We start from the raw sequence: 23,281 nt of genomic DNA, 5'->3' as shown, positions 1-23,281 counted from the left end.
GGGAGAGACGCCACAAACTTTTCCAAAGAGGAATCCTTAAGGAAGGTAGCGAACTTATTTTTAGAGGAGGAAGGACTATGAAACTACGATTTATGCAGAACGTCCCGCTACAAGAAGCGTTAACGGCCATGAACGAAGGATTCCAAGATTACGCGGTGAATATTCAGATGGACATGGAGGCCTTTATCCAGACTTTAGCCTCTAAGAAGCTGTCGCCCGAATATTCCTTCGTGGCATACGATGACGATCGCCCGGTCGGCATCATTTTAAACAGCATTCAACAAATCGACGGGAAAAAGACCTCGTACAACGGAGGGACGGCCGTTCATCCCGATTACCGAAGCAAAGGTGTAGGAAGGGAGCTGATCCAGAAATCGGTGGACCTTTTCAATGAGAAGGGAGTAGAGGTCTCGACGCTTGAAGCGATCTCGGACAATGACGGGGCAATCCGTTTGTACGAAAGGTTCGGGTACAAAGTGTGCGATCGGCTGTCGACGCTCAGGATGAAATTCGAATCAACGGAATCCTCCTGTACCGTTCACCACGTGTCCATCATCGAGTGGAAGGCGCTCGGAGTAGAAGAGGAGCCGGTCCCATGGCAGAATAAAGTGCCGTTTGTGGATGGAAGAGAGATCTACGTCATCAAAGAAGGGGAAGAGGCTGTTGGATACGCCGTGCTTTCCAAGCAGCCCAATAAAATCATGACCCTGTTCCAGCTGCAGGCCTTGGACGGATTCGGCCACTATGACGCCCTTCTTTCAGCACTGGAAACCCATTTTGCAGGCTGGCGCGTGGCGGCCTTCAACGTGCCCCATCAACATCCAATCTATGAAAGGTATCAATCCAGAGAAAACGAACCCGTCATAGAGCAGGTCTGGATGAAGAAGGAGTTTAATCATGGTTGATTACATAAAATGGATTCGCAGCAAAGTCGGACACGACCCGATCATTCTAAACTTCGCCGGAGGCTGCGTGGTGAATGACCAAGGTGAAATTTTACTACAGAAGCGCGCGGATAAAGGAGTCTGGGGGTTCCCGGGAGGAGCACTCGAATTAGGAGAGTCTGTCGAGGAAGCCGTCAAACGTGAAGTACAGGAAGAAACAGGTCTCAAAGTAGAGTTGACCAAGCTGATCGGGATCTATTCAAAGTATTTTGATGAGTACCCGAACGGAGACCAGGCACAGACCATTGCTTACTTCTTTGAGCTTAAAGTATTAGGAGGAGAGTTATCAGCTCATGACAAAGAGACAATTGAGCTGCAATTCTTTCGTCCAGATGACATGCCAGAACTAGTTAATCAGCAGCACAGGGATGCTCTATTGGATTACATAGAGGGAAAACGAGGAGTCGTTCGTTGATTGTAAAATATGGCATGATTTGAATGGATTTTATTATAGACAAAATGAATGATATAATAGAAAATTGTTTGTAAAGTGAAATGAATATTTGTAAGTTACGAAACAAAGTACGTGCTTTGTGAAATAAAACTATGATATTATAAATGAGAACAAACGTTCGTGTAGTCTTTTATGACTTAGAAAGGGGCTTACTGATGGTTAAAGTGAACCAAAGAGGGCGTGGAAAATACAAGCCTGCTTCAAACTATGATGCCAATGAAGTCCAGCGAGTATTAATGAACAAGATCGAAGAGGCCAAAAAGAAGGCAGTCGAAACAGAAAGTGACTTTGATATTGAAGATATCCAATTGAGTAAAGAAAAATATAACATTACCAGCCTGTTTTGTGGGGCAGGTGGACTTGACTTAGGCTTTGAATTAGCTGGTTTAGAAGCTGTTCATGGAAAAGAAAGTGCACGAAAGGCTTTTGAAGACCGTAAAACATTTTCAGAGCTTGGAATGAGAAACATCTTTCATACAGCCTATGCTAATGATTTCTTTAAAGAGGCTCTGGAGACTTATGGACTGAATATGTCTCCACACACGTTCCTGCACAATAAAGACGTTTGTAAGGTCAATCAATTCCCGGCAAGTAACATTGTACTTGGTGGTTTCCCGTGTCCAGGTTTCAGTGGTGCTGGTCCTCGCTTAGTGGATGATGACCGGAACTTCTTATACATCCAATTCATACGTTCACTTATCCAGACCCAGCCGGAGTTCTTTGTAGCTGAAAATGTAAAAGGGATGCTGACGCTTGCAAATGGTCAGGTGTTCGAGCAAATTGTCCAAGATTTTGAAGCAGCAGGATATAGAGTCTATTCAAAGCTTGTCAATGCTAGGGATTATGGAGTCCCCCAATTAAGAGAGAGAGTTTTCCTAGTAGGGGTAAGGAAAGACTTGGATTTTGTATATGAATTTCCTGAACCCACTCATGGAGACGCACCTGAATTGTTAGATTACGTCACGCTGAAGGATGCAATCGGAGACTTGGAGAATGATCCTGGTCCGTATTACACTGGTGGGTATTCTACGATGTATATGAGCCGAAACCGGAAAAAGACTTGGGATGAACAGAGCTTTACGATTCAGGCGAGTGGAAGGCAAGCACCCTTGCATCCTGGTGGGAACCCGATGGAGAAAATCGACAAGGACGAATGGATTTTCCCTGATGGGGAAGAGAACCATCGTCGGCTTTCTGTAAAGGAAGCAGCACGGATTCAAACATTCCCGGATTGGTACTCTTTCAGTACTGGTCAAAATAATTCGATTAGCTTAAATAGTCAAATAAACAAAGCTTACAAACAAATTGGAAATGCGGTTCCTGTGAAATTGGCGAAGGAGATCGCGAAGCCTATTGCAGAGTATGCTGTCAGCCACTCCAAACAACCGTTCCAATTCTCTTTATTGTAATAAAAATCACCTGAGTCAAAGAGTGACCAGGTGATTTTTTAGTTTCTACAAGTGTTCCTTTATTTTATAGTCACAGGCAAGTTTCATAGATGACCATCCATGTTGCCCGCCTGAACCAAATTTGATTCGTAGATCAAGCTCTTCTTTAGCATTATTCCAGGTTAAACGATTTTGAATAGAAGTGGGAGTATCTCTTAAAACGGTTATTTTGCCATTGACTTTTCCGTGTTCCACGACATGTGCTTTCTGTTCCAAATAGAAGCTGATAATAAGTGGTCTTGTCCCCAGTAGTGCTTGGACGCCTTTAATTAGTTTCTCATTTGCCGCCTCGGACAAGGCTTCACCAATGCGTTCAGAGACTGTCTCCAGAGACTGTTGTCTATTTGCTGGTTCGTAATTCTCTTTAAGATTTTTAAGTAAAGGTTTCAACGTTCCTACATCAAAGTACTTTTCTCCAAGGATTTGGCCAGCACCGGGATTTTTAGATGTAATCTTCGCCAAGGTTCTTTGATACGCTTTCAGTGAAAAGCTTTCTTCATAATAGCGATTCTGACTCCGGATCAGAATCTTGATATCCCCAGTTTCATTCGTATCTTCTATATATGAATCACCTGTCAGCTGAACGCTTTCCAACTTGTAATCAGAATACAGTTTTGTTAGAAAATGATTAAGCTCATCCATAGCAATCTGCGCGGTCTTCATGATATTGAATAATTCTTTTTGAGCTACTCTTGGGGCATAAGTTCTCAACACACCTATACATTCATCCTCAGTAACTTGTATGACGCTTGGATAGTTTTTAATGATAGCGTATTGTACAGCAGCTTCGTTGCACTTCCCAATTGCATTACTCTTGTTTTCCTTTTCGGTTTCGTTGTGATTACTTACAAAATTTTCAAACTCTTGAACCGTTTTTAAGTTGGTGACTTGGCTTTCATCAGGACTCGGTAACTCCTCGTAGCTTGTAGCGAGTTTAATAGAGGACAACGGTGAGCTCTCGAATTTAAAACGCAGATTAAGGGCGATACTATGGTAGCCGAGTGACAAAGAGTATCCGCCTCTTTTATGAATTGAAACATCATGAGACTGATATTCCCCAGGTTCAAATGTTTCAATACGAAGAGTTTCGCCATCTTTCTTATATCTGGAAATCACATTTAATGCATTTGGCATCAATAGGGCGTTAAAAGCCGTCTTGAAACCCTCCGACCCTTCGTTATATTCTTCTATGAAGATTGAAAAACAGTAGTCCCTAATACCCGATAAGAACTTCTCACGATAGGGCTCAAGCTCATCGGTGAAAGACTGGTAATGCTTCTTAACGTGCTGTTTCAGTTGCCTGATACTAAGAGTATTTAATTGAGCACTCTTGTATCCTTGTAATTCAATGAGGATTTCAATGAAGAACTTACGATGGCTTTCTTCAAAGAAGCGATTGAATTTCTTTTGCAGAGTTTCAGATTTGAAATATTGCTTTAAAAAGCTTTTTGCTCCCAAATTTTTTGGTTGAACAATCCCATTGCCTTTTACCTTAAACAAGTTAACCTCAGTTTCATCTTGGTTCTCACGAATCATTAGATCTGGAAAATGATCAGGGGCACCGTCTTTTTCAAATTTGGTATAAATCGATGTCGCAGCAGGAAATCGTTTATAAATGTATTGAGCAGTCTCGTAGGCAAGCTTGTCCTCTGTAATAATTGAATGAGGGTTCTCATCTTTAACCAGCTTTTTTATGTACGATGCCACTTGCTTAACGTGCTGATCACCACTTTTTTTATGTTCACTCATCGAACTCCCCCTAGTACCAGTATTATAGGTTCTTTTCTCTATATACAATACTCAATTCATAGCTACAAAGCATTCTTGCTACTTTTTGAGTGGTTTAAAGTTAATTATTTCAAAAACTTGTTCGAAAGACAAATTCAGTTAAGGTCTCTTTGAAAAAGATGCGTCAACTTATTATTTTAAACATGTCATCTAACATGTTCGCATTCAGAAGAGTAATGATAATTCCTGATTAAATAGATTTATTAAAGCAGGTCCTTTTGGGGGCCTGTTTTTTTATGAGTTTTGTTGACATTGATAATCATTATCAATTATAGTGTTACTAACACAAAGAGAGGAGCCATCCCCATGCCAAACTGTCTGTACGTACTCAAACCCTTCCGTTACGAGAAAGGAAACAAAGGGTGTTCCTGCCATGAAATCGTCCGGTTCCAAAAAGGCGATCACCTTCATATCATCGGCGAACCCTTTTTCGTCGATCACATCGGATGGTACGCCTGTGTCCAGCAGAACGAGGAGGACCCGTATCCGATGTCGGCAGAATTTATCGATGAACTGTATCATAAAGGAGCGCTTCGCACGTCGATGGATCTCGACCTGTCAATCAACTATCATCAGCACAAGATTGATGAAGCCCTTGCCAATCGAGAGGAAGCCGTTTTCCTTTCCCATACACAGCAATTGAACACGATACAAACCATCATCTCCGGGATGACAATGGTGAAGGAGGGGTAACGGTGGCAAGCATCCTGATTTGTTTTGCCAGTATGTCCGGCAACACCGAAGACATCGCCGACCTTCTCGAATCGCACTTGTCAGCGGAACACGAGGTGACGCTTGAAGAAATCGATGACGTGGAGCCGTCTGACCTGACCGATTACGATGCCGTTCTGATTGGATCGTACACCTGGAACGACGGCGACCTGCCGTATGAAGTGGAAGACTTTTATGACGACTTAGAAGAGGAAGATCTGAGCGGGCTTCCGGTTGCCGTATTCGGTTCCGGCGACAGCATCTATCCGATGTACTGCGAAGCCGTCCACACGTTGGAAAAAAGGGTGAAAGAGTGCGGGGCGGAGTTGGTGTGTGAAGGGCTCAAAATCGAAATGAACCCGGATACCGAGGAGGACCTTGCATCCTGCCGAGCCTTTGCTGCAGCTGTTTCAGACCATTTGAAAGTTTCCATTTAATTGAAACGAATCGCCGTTTCATTCGTATAGATAAGTAACAACGAATCAAAGGAGCGATTTTTCATGTTTGGATGGATTGTACTTGGTGTCCTCGCTGCCCTGATTACGACCGGATTATTGATAGACCGCAACCGCCGTGTGAAGAAAATTGAGGAGCAAGTCGAGTATAATGACAACCGTTCGAATGCAATCGGTGAAGCTTCAAGGTACAACGACATGAACAATCATGGAGGTTTTTAACATGGTTATTTGGATCGTTCTTGGCTTCACCAGCGTAGTTATTGCATTGGCCATATGGCTTGATCGAAATCCCGATAAAAATAAATTGGCTGAGAAGATTGAACACAATGATAGAAGAACACAAGCTTTTGAAGAGGTGTCCCGCTATCATGATATGTAAGGTTGAGCTTCCGATATAGGGGGCTCATTTATTTATGTACGACGTTTATAGACATAGAAAAAGAGCGGAAGTATCCGCTCCAATGATCAATTCGAAACCATCTGCCCCTGCGTGTACGTCTGATCCCCGTCCCATTTCACACGAATCGAACGACCGTCCATTAACTCCGGCGTGTCCGAAACATGGAAGTGGATATGAGGTTCACTCGAGTTTCCGGAATTCCCGGCCGAGCCAAGAAGATCGCCTTTTTCAACCTCCATGCCTTCCTCCACTTGAATTGTCCCTTCTTGGAAATGGGCGAGGAAACCATACTCCTCGTTCCCATGATCGATGACCACATAGTTGCCCGCTGGTTCGTCAGCATTCATCGCACCGACCGGCGTATTGTCCTGGATGCCGTCCACCACCTTCACGACGGTACCACCAGCAGGCGCGATCACCTCTTTGCCGAACGCACTGAAGCTTTCATTTTTCGTGGCGTCTCCTGAGAAGGATTGGCCATTCTCAGATACAAGGAAGTCATAGGCGTAGCGCTGCGATTCATGTTCATAATGATAGTTCAACAACACATTCGTTCCTCCCCAATAGACCAGCCATTCTCCGTTAAAAGGAAGCTGAAAACTCGTATCCGTATAGGATTCGTCTGTCTCGGGGTGACTTTCGAGTGGGAGGAGCTGCAGTCCAACAATCGTTTCAGTCTCGTCAAAAACAGCGAGCACACCTTTGTCACCACTTCCACTGATCCACGTATCTCTGTCCTGTCCGTTTAATGAAAAACTGGACTGCCGCGTCAAGTTGGTATCACTCGGCAGAAATTCCTTTCCAAGCTTCTCAAAGTCCTTGAAGGGGACTTGATTCTGAAATTCCCCGCTCGTTTCATCATAGACCGTTTGGTAGTGTCCATCCTCTAAATGATTCCCAAGCTCCGCGCGTTCAAATGATGGGTTTTCTTCTGTCATCGTTTCCTCCTCGCTGCATCCTACAAGCGCAATCAACAGCATGCCCGCAGCCGCCATCGCTTTTTTTACCGTCATCCATTTTCCTCCTCCATACGTTCATCCGGTTCCAAAATCGTACGCTGGACCGGAACACCGCCGACCGTCTCGATGATCGGATTCAACTTATATCGCTTTCCCTCCACAACAAACCGGAACTTTCCCATGTAATAGGCTTCTTTCCCTTGCTCCCTCAGTTCCTTCTCGATCGCCTTCACATACTTCCCGTGATCCTTATACCACTCATCCAAATGAAGCACAATATTGCCTTTCCGATATCCTGAATACTTAAAGGCAAAGTAAAACAAGAGGGCGAAGGGAAGCAGTGGCACAATATAGAGTAACATCTGCAATCAAAGCGCCTCCTTTTCTTTCCATACGAACGAGAGGGTGAGAGGGTTCCATATAATAGAAAAATCCCGGCACCAAATGGCACCGGGACTCTCACTTATTTACCGTTCATAATGTCAGACACAAGCTGGTACGAGTGAAGACGCGCTTCCTGATCGTAAATCTGAGAAACGATCATCAGCTCATCCGCATCTGTTTCAGCCTGGAACGCCTCCAGCTTACGACGAACCGTTTCCTTACTTCCGACAATCGAAGCACCGAGCTGCTGCTGAAGCGCCGCTTTTTCACCAGGCGTCCACACTTCATCCATATCATCGACAGGCGGCTGAAGAAGATTCTTCGTGTTGCGCACAAGATTCAAGAACGCTTGCTGCTGAGACGTGGCCAGCTTCTCCGCCTCTTCGTCCGTATCCGCCGCGACCACATTGACCCCGAGCATCGCATGCGGAGCCTCCAGCACGTCAGACGGCGTGAAGCTGCTTCGATACAAGTTCAACGCCCCGTGCGTATTGTTCGGAGAGAAATGACTCGCAAACGAGAACGGAAGCCCCAGCCGCCCCGCCAGCTGAGCACTGAAACCACTCGAACCAAGTAGCCAGATCGGAACATCAAGCCCCTCACCCGGCACAGCATGAATGATATTTTTCCCCTCGAAATAATTACGAAGCTCCTCCAACTGATTCGGGAACTCCTCCGCACGACTATTCAAATCACGACGCAGCGCCTGCGCTGTCATCTGATCCGTACCCGGCGCACGACCAAGACCCAAATCAATTCGATTCGGGAAAAGGGTGGCAAGCGTCCCGAACTGCTCTGCAATCACAAGCGGGGCATGGTTCGGCAGCATGACGCCCCCGGAGCCTACACGAATGGTAGACGTATGATGCGCAACGTGACTGATCGCAACGGCTGTCGCCGAACTAGCAATCGCCGGCATATTGTGGTGCTCCGCCATCCAGTAGCGCGTATATCCCAAGCGTTCCGCATGCTGGGCAAGCTCGACCGTCCGCTCGAATGAATCAGCGGGCGTCTTGCCCTCAAGCACAGGGACAAGGTCCAGAACAGAGTATTTTGTATCTTTTAGAGACATGATGATGAACTCCTTTTTTTCAATGATTAACTTGTCTCATCTTACCAAAATTGTTTCGGGGCTCAAAATAGTTTGTTTATCAAAAAAAGCACGCTCTTCTATATAGAAGAAACGTGCTTCCAAATTGTCAGAGAAAGTCCTATCGGTTCTTTAAAAGTTTGAGAAGCGGTGTTAGCGAAACAACTCGCTTTCCATGGGCGTCCGCTGAGTCTCCTCGCTTCCTTCGGTCGCTGTGGGGCCTCATCTGTACTCTGCTCCCATAGGAGTCTCGCAGTTTCGCCAACACCTTTATTGAAGTGGGGGTGGAACCTCTGATGCTATCATTTTTAAAAGGCGATGTTTGCACAGAATAACGTTCGGCTTCTATATCTCTGATCGATTCTGTTCCCACTACTTTCGTACAGCGGGGTGGAAAATGGGGAGACTCCTACGGGATTTACGGACCACGGCGAGATCCACTCAGGCATAGCCTGAGTTAATAAATGAAAAAGGATGTTCGAACTAAAACCGCCACGTCCTGTGGCAACGTCGAACGACCCAACGTCCTGTTGGGCCGCCGTGGAAAGCGAGCTATTTTCCACCCCGCTGTCCACCACATTTGTAACAGAAGCGTTCTCCAAACTTTTTACTAGATGAACATGGATACGAATATAGCTGTAATGAAGCTTGCCAGCGTTCCGCCGATGATGGCTTTCAAGCCGAGTTTTGCGACTTGGGACTGTTTGTTCGGAGCAAGGGAACCGAGTCCGACAATCAGCTGACCGATGGAAGAGAGGTTGGCAAAGTTACACAGTGCAACGGACATGATGGCGATGGTCTTAGGAGACAGGCTATCCATCATATCGGTCAGACTCGCATAAGCGAGGAACTCGTTTGCTGCTAGTTTTGTACCGATCAGGGAAGCGGCTTGGAACGCATCTGCGACCGGAACACCGATGACGACAGCGAACGGGTAGAACAGGTAACCGAAGATGGTGGATAAGTCTGTGTTGACCCATCCTAGCATTCCATTTACAAGAGCGACCATACTGATGAACGCAATCAATAGTCCACCGATATTCAGGGCAAGCTTCACACCGTTGACCGCGCCGTCAGAGATGGCTTCGAAGACGTTGGCATGTTCTGAACGTGACATCGTTACTTCTTCATTGTCGTTAAGTACGCTCGTTTCGGCTTCAGGCTCCAGCACCTTCGCGATGACGAGGGAAACGAATGGAACGCTGAAAATCGAGATTAATAGATAGTTCAGGTCGATGCCCATCTGAACGTATCCGACCAAGATCGCACCACTCGCAGAGGCGGTTCCTCCGACCATGATGGCGAACGTTTCAGAGCGCGTCATGCGTGCGAGGTACGGTTTGACGAGAAGGGGCGCTTCCGCCACACCTAGAAACGTATTTCCGACAGCGCTGAATGATTCCACCTTCGACGTTTTCAAAAGACGTCCGACGATCGTTCCAAGAAACTGGACGATCAGAGGGAGCAGGCGGATGTAATAGAGAGCCGAAATCAAAGCTGAAATGAAAATCAATGCGCCTAGCACATTAATGGCAAAAAGGAAGTTGATATCCGTCTCGCTGAACAGAGCACCAAAGACGAAGTTGATTCCTTCTGAACTGTAGTCGATGACCCCTTGAATAAAGAAAGAGGCTTTCTCAAGAACGAACTGTCCGGCCGGCACATTGAGCATTGTGAAGACGAAGATCCCCTCAAGAAGCAGTCCGACGATAATCGTGTGCCACTTGATCATTTTGCGGTTGCTCGATAACAGCCAAGCTAACCCGATGATGAAGAGTAATGATAATAATCCTGTGAGTAAATCCATAAATATATCCTCCTTGATGAGGCTCCTTATAAAGTAAGACGTCAGACCACTTGATTGAATAAAAAAACGCCCTCTTTCCAAATGAAAAAAGGAAAGAGGGCGTTCACCTATAATGATCAACACGTTCTTTCCTTATAGTCCGGCCGTTTACGGCAGCCGGGTAGAGACTTGTGGACCCTATTTCCACGTATATATAAGGAACCTATGAAATTATGATGTTTCGAATTGTAGCAGAGCCCGCAGCGACAGGCAATAGAAGAAGGAGAAGTGGAAAAATAGACAATATTACTATAGTTCTGTTTATTCCAGTCCCTACTCATGTTGGAACACGTCGGCACCGGTCTCGATCATCATCTGCCTCTGATTCCAAAACGAATTATTTGGAAAGTGTGGAAAACATTACATACTTGTAACGAGAGTGTTACTGTTTTGTAACTATCTTCAAATTGAGATGTAATATTGTATACATTTTCATCCAAGTTCTCAGGGAAAAGGAAGTATACATCTTTATTTTTTCTCCAGCATAAGTCACATTTTCGTCACAATATGTAATCGATTCCATGTAAAAAGTAAGAGGTTACATACAGGCTGAGACTGCCCTTGTAAGCCGAATAGCCCTCCACAAATCAGCGTTTGTCAGGAAATGTTACACGATATAAGCTTTGAAGCGTAACGAATCTTTCACATTTTCGAGGAGGGAAACGAACATGAAATGGAACAAATCGCTTGTGAAGACAGGAGTTCTGTTCACACTTGCTGCCAGCATCGCAGCAGGATCGAATGTACCGGCATTCGCAGAAGAAAATGATGCAGCCAACTGGACGCGTGAAATGGCGCAGAACTATGAAAACACGCCTGAGAACACGCCGAGCAACATCGACAATTTTGAAGACGTGGCCCCGGACTACTGGGTATGGGACACGTGGCCGCTGCGCAACCGCGATGGTTCACTCGCTCAAGTGAACGGCTACAAAATCGTATTTGCCCTGACGGCATCGAAAGACTACACGTGGAACGGTCGTCACGACGTTGCACAAATCCGTTACTTCTATTCGAAAGACGGCAAGGACTGGACACTCGGTGGACAATCCTACGATCCGGACAAAGCCTTCGGTTCCCGCCAATGGGCAGGATCAGCGATGCTTGAGGAAGACGGAACGGTCAACCTTTTCTATACGGCGACAGGACGTAAATCAAACGAAGAAGTTACATACGAGCAGCGTCTTGCCCGTACAACGATGAGCCTAGTGACCAATGAAGATGGTGTTGAAGTGAAGCCATCTGGTCAGCACGAAATCCTGCTTGAAGCAGACGGAAAGTATTACGAAACACAGGCACAAAAAACGGGAAATATCATTTACTCGTTCCGTGACCCATGGTTCTTCCAGGATCCAGAGTCCGGCAAAGAGTACTTGCTGTTTGAAGGAAACACAGGTGGAGACGCAAAAGCGTGTGAGCCTGGTTCTCACGGAAGCGAATCCTTCCGTGAGAACCATGACGTACCAGCAGGCTCAGAAGACTACAACGGTAATGTCGGAATCGCCGTTGCATCTGAAGAAGGTTCACTAAGCAAGTTCAAGCTTCTTCCACCACTGCTTGAGGCGGATTGTGTGAACCAACAGCTCGAACGCCCTCATATCGTTTATGAAGACGGAAACTATTACTTGTTCACAATCACGCACGAGTTCACATTCGCACCAGGTCTTACAGGGCCAGACGGGCTATACGGATTCGTGAGTGAAGACCTTTGGGGCAACTACAAGCCGTTGAATGACAATGGACTTGTTGTCGCAAACCCAGCTGAAGATCCGTTCCAAGCTTATTCGTGGGCGGTCCTTCCGAATAAGAACGTCATCTCATTCGTCAACGAATACAAAGATGAAAATGGCAACAAACAGCTCGGAGGCTCATTCGCTCCAACGGTGAAAATCGACCTTGATGGAACGGAGACGGAGATCGTCGACGAACTAGCAGAAGGTCAGATTGAATATCCAGAGCAGGAAGAGAAAGAGACGACACCGGTTTGGTCAGCCGATCAAGTCGAGAAGTTCGAACGCACGGAAGACAACACGATGGAGAACATCGACCGTGATAAGCTTGAGAAAATCGCTCCAGAACTGCACGTATGGGACACATGGCCGTTGCGTAACCGTGACGGATCCGTTGCCACAATCGACGGAAAAGAAATCATTTTCTCCCTGACAGCACCAGCAGATGTTCTGCCAGGTAAGCGTCATGATATCGCAGAGATCCGTTACTTCTACCGTGAAAAAGGAGAAGAGTGGAAGCTTGGTGGCGAGGTATTCCCTGAAGGGGACGCGCTCGGTTCACGCCAGTGGGCAGGATCTGCCATGGTCGATGACGGCGAGCTTCACATGTTCTACACGGCAACAGGTCGTAAAGGCGAGCAAGGATTGACCTACGAACAGCGTCTGACGAAAGCTTCTGCCGACATCGAAGCAGAAGACGGCGCGATCACATTCGAAGACTGGTCCGATCACACCATCATCCTCGAGCCGGAAGGTGACGTGTACCAGACTGAAGCACAGGGCGCACAAGGTGACATCGCCTATACGTTCCGTGATCCATGGTTCTTCCAGGATCCGAAGACAAAAGAAGAATACATTCTATTTGAAGCGAACACAGATGGTACACCAGCAGAGCGTGCCAAAGAGAACTTCAAAGAATTCGATCAGTCGATTCTATTCAACGGAAGCATCGGAATCGCGAAAGCTGATAACAAAGAGCTGACAGCATTCACAGCACAGGATCCTCTTCTTGAAGCAGAGGAAGTGAACCAGGAGCTTGAACGTCCACACATCGTCGTGAAAGGCGGCAAGTACTACTTATTCACAAGCACACACAAAAACAAATTCGCACCTGGCCTTGATGAGAAAGCTGAAGACGGCCTGTACGGGTTCTATGCGAAAAGCCTGAAGGGTGACTACAAGCCGTTGAATGAAAGCGGACTTGTTTTGACAAACCCTGAAGATAACCCGTATCAAAGCTATTCCTGGATGGTGCTTCCGGACGGGAAAGTGATCAGCTTCGCCAACTTCCTAGACCTTGATGGTCTGACGATCAACGAAATCGGCGGCCAGTCCGAGAAGTTCCAATTCGACCACTTCGGCGGCACATTGGCACCGACGGTTGAACTGAAGCTGAAAGGCAAGAAGACAGCCATCAAAGATACCCTTGAGCCGGGCGTCATCTCAGACTTCAAAGGAAAATCTGAGGACAAAGGCAAAGGAAAAGACAAAGATAAGGGCAACAAGAATAAAGGCAAAAAAGACGATGACAAGTATGAAAATCGTCATCAAGAAGAGCACAACAACAGCCACAACGTGAACAACAATCACGAAGAAACGAACATCGATCGTGAAGAGAACAACGTAAACCGCGATAACTCTCACGATAACCAGACGAATCTAATCGGAGACATGAACGGCAATGGCAACCAAATTCAACAGAGCCAGCAGTTCATCGACTTCTTCGATAACTTCTTCTTCATCAACTTCGGTGGAGAAAACGCAGAGGACATGAATAAGGACAAGTTCCTTCAATGGTTCCTTCGTTAAAAGCGACGAGAGAAGCTCTCTCACAGCGTTTTTTTTGAAGTGAAAACATGCTGGAACGGTCGTGACGGAGACGCTCACGACCGCTTCCGAGCAGTCGGTCGGCCGAAACGGTGGTGAGACGGCCATTCTCGACCCTTTTCATAGACCGACGGGCTGCTCACAACTAAACTCTCCCTAATCAAATACCGAAACCACTCCACAGCACGGGGTGGTTTCACTTTTTCAAAGAAAGTAGGAATGACGATGCCAAGCAAAAAGATCCTTTTATCAACGTCCGGTCTCGTGGCTCTTCTCTTATCTCTCATCGTGATTTTCTTCGTGAACTCTCCGAATGACCCGCCGAAGCAATTGGCAGAAGGGACGGGGGAAAACGTAGATTACGATCAGACCTTCCGCCCGCAGTTCCACTATACGCCGGCTGAGAACTGGATGAACGACCCGAACGGGATGGTGTACTACGAAGGAGAGTATCACCTTTTCTATCAATACAATCCGAAAGGCGACCAGTTCGGAAACATGAGCTGGGGACACGCTGTCAGTGAGGACCTTGTGCACTGGGAGGAGCTTGACGTCGCCATGACGCCCGATGAACACGGAATGATTTTCTCCGGCAGTATCATCGCCGATGAGGAAAATAAGAGCGGCCTATTCCCAGATGAAGAGGGCGGACTCGTCGCGTTTTACACTAGTGCAGGGGACGTTCAGGACCAGCGGATCGCCTACAGCACGGATAAAGGGCGTACGTGGACGAAGTATGAGGGGAACCCGGTCGTGCCGAACCCTGGAATCAAAGACTTCCGCGATCCAAAAGTCATCTGGCATGAAGAATCAGAGAAATATATCATGCTGCTTGCCGCCGGGAACAAAATCATGTTCTACGGCTCTCGTAATCTGATCGACTGGGATTACTTGAGTGAATTCGGTGAAGTCGGCGCACAGGGCGGCGTGTGGGAAACACCTGAACTGTTCGAGCTTCCGGTTGACGGGAAGGAAGATGACACGCGCTGGGTGCTACAGGTCGACATGAACCCGGGAAGCATCGCCGGCGGTTCCGGAGGGCAGTACTTCCTCGGGGACTTCAACGGCACTGACTTCATCCGCCAAGAGAAGACCGACGATATCAACTGGACCGATTTCGGAAAGGACTTCTACGCCGCCCAAGCCTTTAATGGAAAAGAAGACCGGCTGATCTGGATGGCGTGGATGAGCAACTGGCAGTACGCCGGCGACGTCCCGACCGAACCGTGGCGCGGCGCAATGTCGATCCCACGTGAAGTGACCCTCGTCACAGATGAAAAAGGAGAAGTCCAGCTCGCCCAGCAGCCTGCCGAGGAACTCGAGGCGTTGCGCGGGGATGTGCTGTATGAAGCAGAAAATAAAACGATAAGTGGACCAATCCAGCTTGAGGACTTCAGCTCAAGCACCTACGAAATCGTTGCGGAGTTCGACGTCGGAACAGCAGGCGAATTCGGCTTCCGTGTCCGCAGATCAGAAGACCTGAAAGAAGAAACCATCGTCGGGTACGATACAAAGAACGATCTCATTTTCACAGACCGCATGAACTCAGGAAAGACCAGCTTCCACGAAGGATTCCCAGGCGTCTACCGAGGTCCGTCCCCGTCTAAAGACGGAACGGTTACACTCAGAATCTTCGTCGACCGCTCTTCTGTCGAACTGTTCGCAAACGGAGATCAGCAAGTCATGACGAACCGGATCTTCCCCTTCCAGGAAGCCGACGGTCTCGAAGTCTACAGCAAAAACGGAGACGTGACGCTGAAATCTATGAAAATATATGAGATGAATTCGATTTGGAATGAAGAATAATTCGTTTGTTACAGAACCTTTCACCCTAACGTGAGAAAGGTACTGTACGGAATAGAGTGCTGCGTGGGATGGAAAACAACTCGCTTTCCGCGGCCCAACAGGACGTTGGGTCGTTCGACGTTGCCACAGGACGTGGCGGTTTTAGTTCGAACATCCTTGATCACTTTGAACTCAGATTTCGTCTTCCGGGGTCTCGCCATTTTCCACCCCACTGTGCGAAAGTAGTGGAAACAGAACGGAGCTTAATATGAAAGGCTGGATGTTATTCCGTGAAATCATTCATCGCCTTTTTTAGGTGATAGCATAAGAGGTTCCGTCTCATTATCATAAAGGTGTTGGCGAAACAGCGAGACTCCTGTGGGAGCAGAGTACAGATGAGACCCCGCAGCGACCGAAGGGAGCGAGGCGACTCAGCGGGCGCCCACGGAAAGCGAGTTGTTTCGCCAACACCGATTCTCAAACTTTATATGAACCGATAGGACTTTCTCGACATCCTGAAAAAGCCCGCTTCTTAGAGGAAGCGGGCTTTTTTTATGATTTCATAAGCAGATAGACAAAGTAGACACCACCGACCGCAGAGACGACAAGTCCGACCGGGATTTCGGATGGTGACAAAATGTTCCGTCCGACCGTGTCCGCGACAAGCAGAAGCAGCGCGCCCATCAAGGCGGAAATCGGAATCACCGCGCCGTGCATCACACCGACCAGTTTTCTCGCGAGGTGAGGGACGACGAGTCCGACAAACGCAATGCCACCTCCGACCGAGACACTGGCTCCGGCAAGCGCAACGGCAACCAACAACAGAATCCGGCGTTCACGCTCGACCGCAGCACCGAGTCCCGCCGCCACGTCATCTCCGAAGTGGAGAGCGTTCAGCGTACTGGCCTTCGACATCGCAAGCGGAATGAGCAGCAGCACCCACGGAAGCAGGGTCAGGACATACACCCAATCCGTGCCCGAGATGTTCCCCGACAGCCAGACCGTTGCACGCGTAAAGTCTTTCGGATCCATTTTCAACTGGAAAATGATGATCAGCGCCGAGAAGGCACTGTTGATGCCGATGCCGACAAGCACGAGTCTCATCGGTGAGATCCCGTTTTTCCAAGAAATCGCATAAATCAATACAGCGGCGATCGTCGACCCGACAAGGGACGCAATCGGCATCAGGAAGACCGACAGCTGCGTGCCTTCGAAGGCGTTTCCTTGGAAAAAGAAGAGATAGAGAATGACCGAGAATCCTGCACCGGCGTTGATGCCGATGATGCCGGGATCCGCTAGATCATTCTGCGTCACACTCTGTAAAATCGCGCCTGAGACCGCCATCGCTGCCCCGATCAGAATCGCAATGACCATTCTCGGCAGCCTGAAATGGAACAGCACCATTTCGTTCTGATCCTCGCCGTTTCCTAAGAAGGTTTGGAGCACCTCAAGCGGTGAGATATTGATGACACCTAAGTTCAAGCTGATCAGCAGTGTGGCGAAAATACCGATGACAAGTCCAATCGCGATCAGCCAGTTTTTACGTTCATTCGTCATGATGTACTCCCTCCATCGTTACGGGCCAGGTAAAGGAAGAAAGGGACCCCGATCAACGCCGTCACCGTTCCGACCGGCGTTTCGAATGGTGGGTTGATCATGCGGGACGCCGTGTCTGCCACGACAAGCAGGATTCCGCCCAGAATAGCCGAGCACGGAATGATCGTCCGGTAATCGGCTCCGACGAGGAAGCGGGTGATGTGCGGGATGACAAGTCCGATAAACCCGATCGTTCCGGATACCGAAACCGCAGCACCCGTCAGCATCAAGACGACGACCGTTCCGATGAACTTCGTCAGCCTCGTCTTCTGTCCCAATCCGCGTGCGACATCTTCACCAAGGTTCAACGCCGAGATCGATTTTGCCAAAATCAGCGCAATGACAAATCCGATGATTGAAACCGGCGCAAGCAGCTGTACATGTACCCACTGAATGCTCGATAAACCACCGGCATACCAGAAGCTGATGTCCTTTGCGACGTTAAAATGAATCGTGATCGCCGTCGAAATCGATTGGAAGACCGCGGTCACCGCCGTCCCTGCAAGCGCGAGCTTCACCGGCGTCAGCCCCGACTTTGAAATCGAGCCGACAAGGAAGACCATGGCCGTTCCAAGTCCGGCACCTAGAAAGCCCCAAATCATCATCGTGAAGTTCGAAGGGGACGAGTTGATGGTGAACAGAATCGCAATCGTAAACATCGCCCCGGCCGTAACCCCCATAATGGAAGGGGACGCGAGCGCATTACGCGTCATCCCCTGCATGATCGCACCAGACATCGCAAGCGCCGCCCCGATCATCGCAGCCGCAAGCGCACGCGGAATCCGCAGATTGCGGATGATCTGGTGAGCAGGTTCCGTGCCATTGAAGCTCATCAAACTGTTCCAAATGGTCGAGAGGTTGATATCCGCCGCTCCGTACATAATCGAAACAATCATCGATCCTATTAATAAAAGAAAGCCGAGCGTCAAAATCAATGTTGCGGTCAGCCTTTTATTTCTCTTCGTTTGGTCGTTCATCGCTTGACCTAAGGCCTCCTCATAAACTATGATTCTACAAAAATAAACACGACCATTATATAATAAGGAGATCGTTTACACAACGAACGTACACGAATAGGCTGACTCGAGAAGAAAACGCTTGTAAATGATATTGATAATTGTTATCATTCAATTATTGAAAACAGACACCTTCGAGGAGGAGAAACGTTTATGAAAAAGACGAACTGGTTCTACATAGCTCTTGCTATGTTCGGCCTTATTTTGTTCGCAACGGCATGCAGCGGTGGCGACGATACAACGGAAGAAGAACAGCAGGAAGATGCACAGACAGAAGAAACAGAAGATACATCTGGTGAAGAAGCAACGGGTGAGCGCACTGTAACCGATGCAATGGGCAATGAAGTCACGGTACCAGCAGACCCACAGAACATCATCGCGTCTTACTTGGAAGATTACCTTGTCGCACTTGATGTGACACCAGCGGCTCAATGGTCGGTCCAAAACGGTGAATCAGTACAGGGATACCTGCAGGATTCACTAGGTGACGTTCCGACAATCCCTTACGACCTGCCACTTGAAGCGGTAGCAAGCTTCGAGCCGGACCTTCTATTGATGGACTCCGCCGGAATGGTGGAAGGCAATAAGTACGATCAATACTCCCGCATCGCTCCGACCTACGTCGTCGGCGAAGCACAGAACAACGACTGGAGAGATGAACTGCAGCGCGTAGCAGAAGTACTCGGCAAAGAAGACCAAGCCCAGCAGGTTCTCGATGACTATGAACAGAAAGTCGAAGAAACGAAAACAGCCGTCCAGGATGCCATCGGAGACGAATCGATCGCAGCCCTTTGGCTGACAGGCGGAACCTTCTACGTCGTGAACGATCAGCTTTCAAGCGGTGACGTTCTTTACAACGACCTCGAAGTCACAGCACCGAACGTCGTTCAGGAAATCGCCGACAGTTCAGAATCGAACTGGTCCGAAATTTCCCTTGAAAAACTAGCCCAGCTTGATGCCGATCACATTTTCTTGCTTAACGGTGACGGAGAAGAAGCGGAAATGCTTCAAGATGACATCTGGCAGAACATCCCAGCCGTCCAAAACGGGAACGTATACGAATACGATTCCGATGATTCCAGCTGGTTGTACACGGGCCCGATCGCCAATACGAAAATGCTTGAAGATATTCAAGAAAGTCTAGTTGAATAAAGCCTAAACAAAGAGACCTTTGGATGCCCTGAGGTCTCTTTTCTTTTGAAAACCTTTATCGGAACTTCTGGCGAAGAAGAATCCAGCCTGTATGGGACAGGCGTTCAAGGTGTAAGGCCCATCATAGTCCCGATAAATCGTAAATGGGACAAGCATCCAAGGCGGATGCGCCGTCATAGTCCCAATAAAAGTTATATGAGACAAGCATCCAAGGCCGAAACCCCCTGATAGTCCCAATAAATCGTAAATGGGACAGGCATCCAAGACCGAAGCCCCATCATAGTCCCAATAAAAACTTATATGGGACAATCACCCAGACGTAAGCGCCGCCATCGCCCCAATAAAACCCGGATGCGAAAATTTCACGTCCAACAGCGCCCCCAGTCCCAATCCACACCTCCACCCGAATAACAACAACTCTCAAGCAGACACTACAATTGCCGATTGACTGTAGAAGCGTTAGGATGAGAGAAGACTAACAAGGGAAAGGTGATCGAATGACCGATACACATAGAACGCCGAACTGGAATTTGGAAGCGACGTACTCGCATCTGCCGGGCGCCTTCTTTTCGCGGATCCAGCCCGAAGAAGTGACAGAGCCTGAGCTCGTCCTATTGAATGACGCATTAGCCGAGTCGCTTGGGCTTGATGCAGAAGCATTAAAAACAGAAGAAGGCACACGGGAGCTTGCCGGAAACAAACGACCGGAGGGATCGATGCCGATTGCGCAAGCCTACGCCGGGCACCAATTCGGCAACTTCACGATGCTTGGCGATGGCCGCGCAGTTCTGCTCGGGGAGCAGTTGACGCCAGGCGGTGACCGTTATGATGTGCAGTTGAAAGGATCCGGACACACTCCTTTTTCAAGAAGTGGAGACGGCCGCGCGCCTCTTGGAGCGATGCTGAGGGAATATATCATCAGTGAAGCGATGCACGGACTTGGCATTCCGACTTCAAGAAGCCTCGCTGTCGTGAAAACAGGGGATAAAGTCCAGCGGGAGACCGAGCATATCGGAGGCGTACTGACGCGGATTGCCTCAAGCCACCTGCGCGTCGGCACCTTCCAGTACGCGGCTTACCAAGGTGACCAAGAGAACATGAAGGAGCTGGCCGATTACGCGCTGGAACGGCACTTCGGTGGAAAAGATCAGGACGAGCCCTATCTCTACCTGCTCGAACAGGTCGTCGAACGGCAAGCTTCATTGATTGCCAAGTGGCAGCACGTCGGCTTCATCCACGGCGTCATGAACACAGACAACATGACGATCAGTGGCGAGACGATCGACTACGGCCCGTGCGCCTTCATGAATACGTACGATCCGGACACGGTGTTCAGCTCGATCGACACCCACGGCCGATACCGGTACAACAACCAGCCCGGCATCGCAGAGTGGAACCTCGTCCGATTCGCCGAAGCCTTGCTTCCTCTACTCGATGATGACCAGGACAAAGCCATCAAGAAAGCAGAGCAGACACTCGGACAATTCGCCGCTTCCTACAAGAAGCACTGGACCACCGGCATGCGCCAGAAGCTCGGCTTTTTCAACGAAGAGAAGCAGGACGAACCGTTGATGGAAGACCTGCTTGATATTATGAAGAAAAAAGAAGCAGACTTTACGAACGTATTCCGCGGGCTGACGCTTGGAAAGCCTGAGGTAACGGGGCTCAGTGGTCACGTCGCGTTTGATCAGTGGTACAAGCAGTGGCAGCTGCGTCTTGACCGTCAGGAAGAGAGTATCGAGGAAGCTCAGGCGCTCATGAAGCGCTCGAATCCATCCATCATCCCGCGTAATCACCGTGTTGAGGAAGCCATCGAAGCGGCTGTCTCGCGAGGAGATTACACAGTTGTTGAGCGTCTGCTCTCTGTACTCGCAGACCCTTACGCATACACGAGCGAACAGGAGCCTTATACAGAACCACCCGAAGCATCAGATGAACCGTATCAAACGTTCTGCGGAACATGATTGAAACGATAGGCGAAGAGAGGAACTCCTCTTTTCGTCTTTTTTTACATCGTCTCACCGTCATCAGTTCCCAAGGTTCCTTCCTTTATGTGGTAAGATGGTGTCAAAAGGAGGCGTTCCATGAAAAAAGGAATCATCTTATGGATCATTCTTGCGGCCTTTCTTTGTGGCTGTGCACAGCCGTCAAAGGGTGCAGACGCTGTCAGAAAAGAACCTCCAACGCTGACGATTTCCATCGGAGACGAAACCATCAAAGCGGATCGGGGATCATACAGTTGGTCCTATGAAAGGGACGATGGATCAGGTGTCGGCCTCCAGGCAGATGGGCCCGTTCCCCCTGTCATGGTGGAAGACTCTGATGCTCCGGAGGTTTCCAGTAGTGCAGATCTTGATCTCCATTTTGATCGGGAACCTGAATCTTATGAACTCAGAGTGTGGAAAGAGAATGGGGGCTCAGACCCGTATGAACAATTAGAGAGCTACAAAGGTCGGACGATATTCGGAGTGATTGCCGAATGGGAACAGGGCAAAGCCGTGTATGCCTTTGCCGTTAACGTTAAGGACGAATAACCTTTTAGGAGGCTGATTATGGCGTTACTGACATGCCGTGTTTTTTCAAACGTATTAGATTTACATACATCCATTGAAGTCGTGCTGCCGGATCAGGAGACGGAACCGCCCTTTCCTGTCCTCTATCTTCTACACGGATACAGTGACGACGAGACCGCCTGGACGAGACAGACCTCGATCGAGCGCTATGCGAAAGAAAAGGGGCTGGCCGTCGTCATGCCCCGCATGGATCACAGCTACTACGCCGATATGGAATACGGAAAGAAGTACTGGACATTTCTTTCAGAAGAACTCCCAGCCATCGTCCACGCATACTTTCCTCTTACAAAAAAACGAGAAGAAACGTTTGTCGCAGGATTATCGATGGGCGGATATGGTGCACTGAAGTGGGCGCTCAACAAACCTGCTCAATTCGCTGCGGTCGCAAGCTTATCTGGCGTAACCGATCTTTCCGGTTACGTGAAAGAAGTCAGGCAAACCGGAAGCGACAAGTTCGCTCACATCTTTGGTGACAGGGAGCTTGCAGGCACGATGGATGATCCACTGTGGCTGCTTGAGAGAGTAGACGCTTCAAATGGAGCTAAGCCTGCTATTTACCAGTCATGCGGAACAGAAGATTTCCTATTTCATCATAACTTTACCTTTAAGGAAAAATGCGAACAAACAAGTTTGGATTTCACCTACGAATTCGATGCGGGTGATCACGAATGGAACTACTGGGATCGGCACATCTTGAAGGTCTTGGACTGGCTTCCGCTCAACAAGTAAAGGAGACTCTGTCATGGGGCGTTTCATATTCTATCAACTCTTCATCTTTAGTGCGGCCATCACGACTAATTATTTTATCGATGATTATCTCGGTCCACCATTCACCTGGATCGACCTGGTCGCGGCGGCTGTCGCACTCCTGATTTTCGGGACATTATTTCCCCTGTTGCTCAAACTTTATCAGAGAGAGGACGCGTCGTTGCCGATTAAGTTGACGCTTTCCGCCATTACCTTTCTCATCGCCGCGATCTCTACTTCTTTCCTATTAAGTTTGGGCGGCTGGTATTAGGATGAATATCCGATGAACGGTGAGGAGGAGTTCACGATGAAAAAAGGACAGATCCGTTAAAGAACCTGCCCTTTTACTCATATGATACACGTTCTTAATAAG

Annotated in this window: 21 protein-coding genes and 1 riboswitch; of the genes, 14 read left to right on the top strand and 7 right to left on the bottom strand. The window is 48.3% G+C overall.

Annotation, left to right across the window (positions count from 1 at the left end; all coding sequences use genetic code 11):
* Window positions 1-77: 77 nt before the first annotated feature.
* From LCM20_RS15925 to LCM20_RS15915, 3 genes are all read left to right on the top strand, one after another.
* Window positions 78-905, top strand: coding sequence for a GNAT family N-acetyltransferase (locus tag LCM20_RS15925; protein WP_225196475.1), 828 nt, complete (start codon window positions 78-80; stop codon window positions 903-905).
* A complete protein-coding gene (locus LCM20_RS15920) occupies window positions 898-1,359 on the top strand; it encodes an NUDIX hydrolase (protein WP_225196474.1) in 462 nt (153 codons plus the stop codon). The genes LCM20_RS15925 and LCM20_RS15920 overlap by 8 nt, the downstream gene beginning before the upstream one ends.
* 194 nt (window positions 1,360-1,553) lie before the next feature.
* On the top strand, window positions 1,554-2,807 hold the full coding sequence (locus LCM20_RS15915) for a DNA cytosine methyltransferase (RefSeq protein WP_225196473.1): 1,254 nt from the start codon (window positions 1,554-1,556) through the stop codon (window positions 2,805-2,807).
* Window positions 2,808-2,852: 45 nt separating this feature from the next.
* Here the strand turns inward: LCM20_RS15915 and LCM20_RS15910 are convergent, their stop codons facing one another.
* Entirely contained in the window at window positions 2,853-4,595 is a 1,743-nt protein-coding gene (locus LCM20_RS15910; RefSeq protein WP_225196472.1) for a hypothetical protein, read from the bottom strand.
* A gap of 345 nt (window positions 4,596-4,940) precedes the next feature.
* Between LCM20_RS15910 and LCM20_RS15905 the strand changes: the two genes are divergently transcribed.
* The 4 genes from LCM20_RS15905 (at window position 4,941) to LCM20_RS15890 (ending at window position 6,182) form a co-directional block, all read left to right on the top strand.
* Window positions 4,941-5,327, top strand: coding sequence for a hypothetical protein (locus tag LCM20_RS15905; RefSeq protein WP_225196471.1), 387 nt, complete (start codon window positions 4,941-4,943; stop codon window positions 5,325-5,327).
* A 2-nt stretch (window positions 5,328-5,329) separates the two neighbouring features.
* Entirely contained in the window at window positions 5,330-5,782 is a 453-nt protein-coding gene (locus tag LCM20_RS15900; RefSeq protein WP_225196470.1) for a flavodoxin, read from the top strand.
* A gap of 63 nt (window positions 5,783-5,845) precedes the next feature.
* A complete protein-coding gene (locus LCM20_RS15895; RefSeq protein ID WP_225196469.1) occupies window positions 5,846-6,022 on the top strand; it encodes a hypothetical protein in 177 nt (58 codons plus the stop codon).
* 1 nt (window position 6,023) lies between these two features.
* Window positions 6,024-6,182: a hypothetical protein gene (locus LCM20_RS15890; protein ID WP_225196468.1), complete on the top strand. Its 159-nt coding sequence runs from the start codon at window positions 6,024-6,026 to the stop codon at window positions 6,180-6,182.
* Window positions 6,183-6,268: 86 nt separating this feature from the next.
* Here the strand turns inward: LCM20_RS15890 and LCM20_RS15885 are convergent, their stop codons facing one another.
* From LCM20_RS15885 to LCM20_RS15870, 4 genes are all read right to left on the bottom strand, one after another.
* Window positions 6,269-7,216: a M23 family metallopeptidase gene (locus LCM20_RS15885; RefSeq protein ID WP_225196467.1), complete on the bottom strand. Its 948-nt coding sequence runs from the start codon at window positions 7,214-7,216 to the stop codon at window positions 6,269-6,271.
* Window positions 7,213-7,530 (bottom strand): hypothetical protein, encoded by a 318-nt coding sequence (locus LCM20_RS15880; RefSeq protein ID WP_225196466.1) that lies wholly within the window; start codon window positions 7,528-7,530, stop codon window positions 7,213-7,215. Before LCM20_RS15880 ends, LCM20_RS15885 begins: the two co-directional genes overlap by 4 nt.
* Window positions 7,531-7,625: 95 nt before the next feature.
* Window positions 7,626-8,618: an LLM class flavin-dependent oxidoreductase gene (locus tag LCM20_RS15875; RefSeq protein WP_225196465.1), complete on the bottom strand. Its 993-nt coding sequence runs from the start codon at window positions 8,616-8,618 to the stop codon at window positions 7,626-7,628.
* A 628-nt stretch (window positions 8,619-9,246) separates the two neighbouring features.
* Window positions 9,247-10,443, bottom strand: coding sequence for a NupC/NupG family nucleoside CNT transporter (locus LCM20_RS15870; RefSeq protein ID WP_225196464.1), 1,197 nt, complete (start codon window positions 10,441-10,443; stop codon window positions 9,247-9,249).
* A 115-nt stretch (window positions 10,444-10,558) separates the two neighbouring features.
* A riboswitch (purine riboswitch) is annotated at window positions 10,559-10,660 on the bottom strand.
* A gap of 490 nt (window positions 10,661-11,150) precedes the next feature.
* Here LCM20_RS15870 and LCM20_RS15865 point away from each other — a divergent pair.
* Window positions 11,151-14,021 (top strand): glycoside hydrolase family 68 protein, encoded by a 2,871-nt coding sequence (locus LCM20_RS15865; RefSeq protein WP_225196463.1) that lies wholly within the window; start codon window positions 11,151-11,153, stop codon window positions 14,019-14,021.
* 243 nt (window positions 14,022-14,264) lie between these two features.
* Window positions 14,265-15,845, top strand: coding sequence for a glycoside hydrolase family 32 protein (locus LCM20_RS15860; RefSeq protein ID WP_225196462.1), 1,581 nt, complete (start codon window positions 14,265-14,267; stop codon window positions 15,843-15,845).
* A gap of 531 nt (window positions 15,846-16,376) precedes the next feature.
* Here LCM20_RS15860 and LCM20_RS15855 read toward each other — a convergent pair.
* Window positions 16,377-17,381, bottom strand: coding sequence for a FecCD family ABC transporter permease (locus tag LCM20_RS15855; RefSeq protein WP_225196461.1), 1,005 nt, complete (start codon window positions 17,379-17,381; stop codon window positions 16,377-16,379).
* Entirely contained in the window at window positions 17,378-18,397 is a 1,020-nt protein-coding gene (locus tag LCM20_RS15850; RefSeq protein WP_225196460.1) for a FecCD family ABC transporter permease, read from the bottom strand. The genes LCM20_RS15855 and LCM20_RS15850 overlap by 4 nt, the downstream gene beginning before the upstream one ends.
* Before the next feature lie 192 nt (window positions 18,398-18,589).
* On the opposite strand from LCM20_RS15850, the gene LCM20_RS15845 reads away from it, so the two are divergent.
* From LCM20_RS15845 to LCM20_RS15825, 5 genes are all read left to right on the top strand, one after another.
* On the top strand, window positions 18,590-19,588 hold the full coding sequence (locus LCM20_RS15845) for an ABC transporter substrate-binding protein (RefSeq protein ID WP_225196459.1): 999 nt from the start codon (window positions 18,590-18,592) through the stop codon (window positions 19,586-19,588).
* Window positions 19,589-20,085: 497 nt separating this feature from the next.
* Complete coding sequence (locus tag LCM20_RS15840) at window positions 20,086-21,552, top strand: protein adenylyltransferase SelO (RefSeq protein ID WP_225196458.1); 1,467 nt, start codon at window positions 20,086-20,088, stop codon at window positions 21,550-21,552.
* A gap of 120 nt (window positions 21,553-21,672) precedes the next feature.
* Window positions 21,673-22,122 carry a hypothetical protein gene (locus tag LCM20_RS15835; RefSeq protein WP_225196457.1) on the top strand — a complete coding sequence of 150 codons (450 nt, stop codon included), beginning with the start codon at window positions 21,673-21,675 and terminating at the stop codon, window positions 22,120-22,122.
* Window positions 22,123-22,140: 18 nt separating this feature from the next.
* Entirely contained in the window at window positions 22,141-22,890 is a 750-nt protein-coding gene (locus tag LCM20_RS15830; protein WP_225196456.1) for an alpha/beta hydrolase, read from the top strand.
* A gap of 13 nt (window positions 22,891-22,903) precedes the next feature.
* Window positions 22,904-23,179, top strand: a complete 276-nt coding sequence (locus LCM20_RS15825; protein WP_225196455.1) for a hypothetical protein — start codon at window positions 22,904-22,906, stop codon at window positions 23,177-23,179.
* Window positions 23,180-23,281: the final 102 nt, after the last annotated feature.

The sequence above is a fragment of the Halobacillus litoralis genome (assembly GCF_020171725.1).
GTDB lineage: Bacteria > Bacillota > Bacilli > Bacillales > Halobacillaceae > Halobacillus > Halobacillus litoralis_F.
The sequence above is the reverse complement of the archived record's forward strand: the minus strand, read 5'-3'. Positions and strand labels throughout refer to the sequence as shown.

Excerpts from the sequence above, each read along its gene's own strand:
- LCM20_RS15915 (WP_225196473.1), top strand. The coding sequence starts at position 1,554 with ATGGTTAAAGTGAACCAAAGAGGGCGTGGAAAATACAAGCCTGCTTCA.
- LCM20_RS15905 (WP_225196471.1), top strand. The coding sequence starts at position 4,941 with ATGCCAAACTGTCTGTACGTACTCAAACCCTTCCGTTACGAGAAAGGA.
- LCM20_RS15855 (WP_225196461.1), bottom strand. The coding sequence starts at position 17,381 with ATGACGAATGAACGTAAAAACTGGCTGATCGCGATTGGACTTGTCATC.
- LCM20_RS15865 (WP_225196463.1), top strand. The coding sequence starts at position 11,151 with ATGAAATGGAACAAATCGCTTGTGAAGACAGGAGTTCTGTTCACACTT.
- LCM20_RS15845 (WP_225196459.1), top strand. The coding sequence starts at position 18,590 with ATGAAAAAGACGAACTGGTTCTACATAGCTCTTGCTATGTTCGGCCTT.
- LCM20_RS15840 (WP_225196458.1), top strand. The coding sequence starts at position 20,086 with ATGACCGATACACATAGAACGCCGAACTGGAATTTGGAAGCGACGTAC.
- LCM20_RS15850 (WP_225196460.1), bottom strand. The coding sequence starts at position 18,397 with ATGAACGACCAAACGAAGAGAAATAAAAGGCTGACCGCAACATTGATT.
- LCM20_RS15875 (WP_225196465.1), bottom strand. The coding sequence starts at position 8,618 with ATGTCTCTAAAAGATACAAAATACTCTGTTCTGGACCTTGTCCCTGTG.
- LCM20_RS15920 (WP_225196474.1), top strand. The coding sequence starts at position 898 with ATGGTTGATTACATAAAATGGATTCGCAGCAAAGTCGGACACGACCCG.
- LCM20_RS15885 (WP_225196467.1), bottom strand. The coding sequence starts at position 7,216 with ATGACGGTAAAAAAAGCGATGGCGGCTGCGGGCATGCTGTTGATTGCG.
- LCM20_RS15925 (WP_225196475.1), top strand. The coding sequence starts at position 78 with ATGAAACTACGATTTATGCAGAACGTCCCGCTACAAGAAGCGTTAACG.
- LCM20_RS15870 (WP_225196464.1), bottom strand. The coding sequence starts at position 10,443 with ATGGATTTACTCACAGGATTATTATCATTACTCTTCATCATCGGGTTA.
- LCM20_RS15825 (WP_225196455.1), top strand. The coding sequence starts at position 22,904 with ATGGGGCGTTTCATATTCTATCAACTCTTCATCTTTAGTGCGGCCATC.
- LCM20_RS15890 (WP_225196468.1), top strand. The coding sequence starts at position 6,024 with ATGGTTATTTGGATCGTTCTTGGCTTCACCAGCGTAGTTATTGCATTG.
- LCM20_RS15860 (WP_225196462.1), top strand. The coding sequence starts at position 14,265 with ATGCCAAGCAAAAAGATCCTTTTATCAACGTCCGGTCTCGTGGCTCTT.
- LCM20_RS15895 (WP_225196469.1), top strand. The coding sequence starts at position 5,846 with ATGTTTGGATGGATTGTACTTGGTGTCCTCGCTGCCCTGATTACGACC.
- LCM20_RS15830 (WP_225196456.1), top strand. The coding sequence starts at position 22,141 with ATGGCGTTACTGACATGCCGTGTTTTTTCAAACGTATTAGATTTACAT.
- LCM20_RS15835 (WP_225196457.1), top strand. The coding sequence starts at position 21,673 with ATGAAAAAAGGAATCATCTTATGGATCATTCTTGCGGCCTTTCTTTGT.
- LCM20_RS15910 (WP_225196472.1), bottom strand. The coding sequence starts at position 4,595 with ATGAGTGAACATAAAAAAAGTGGTGATCAGCACGTTAAGCAAGTGGCA.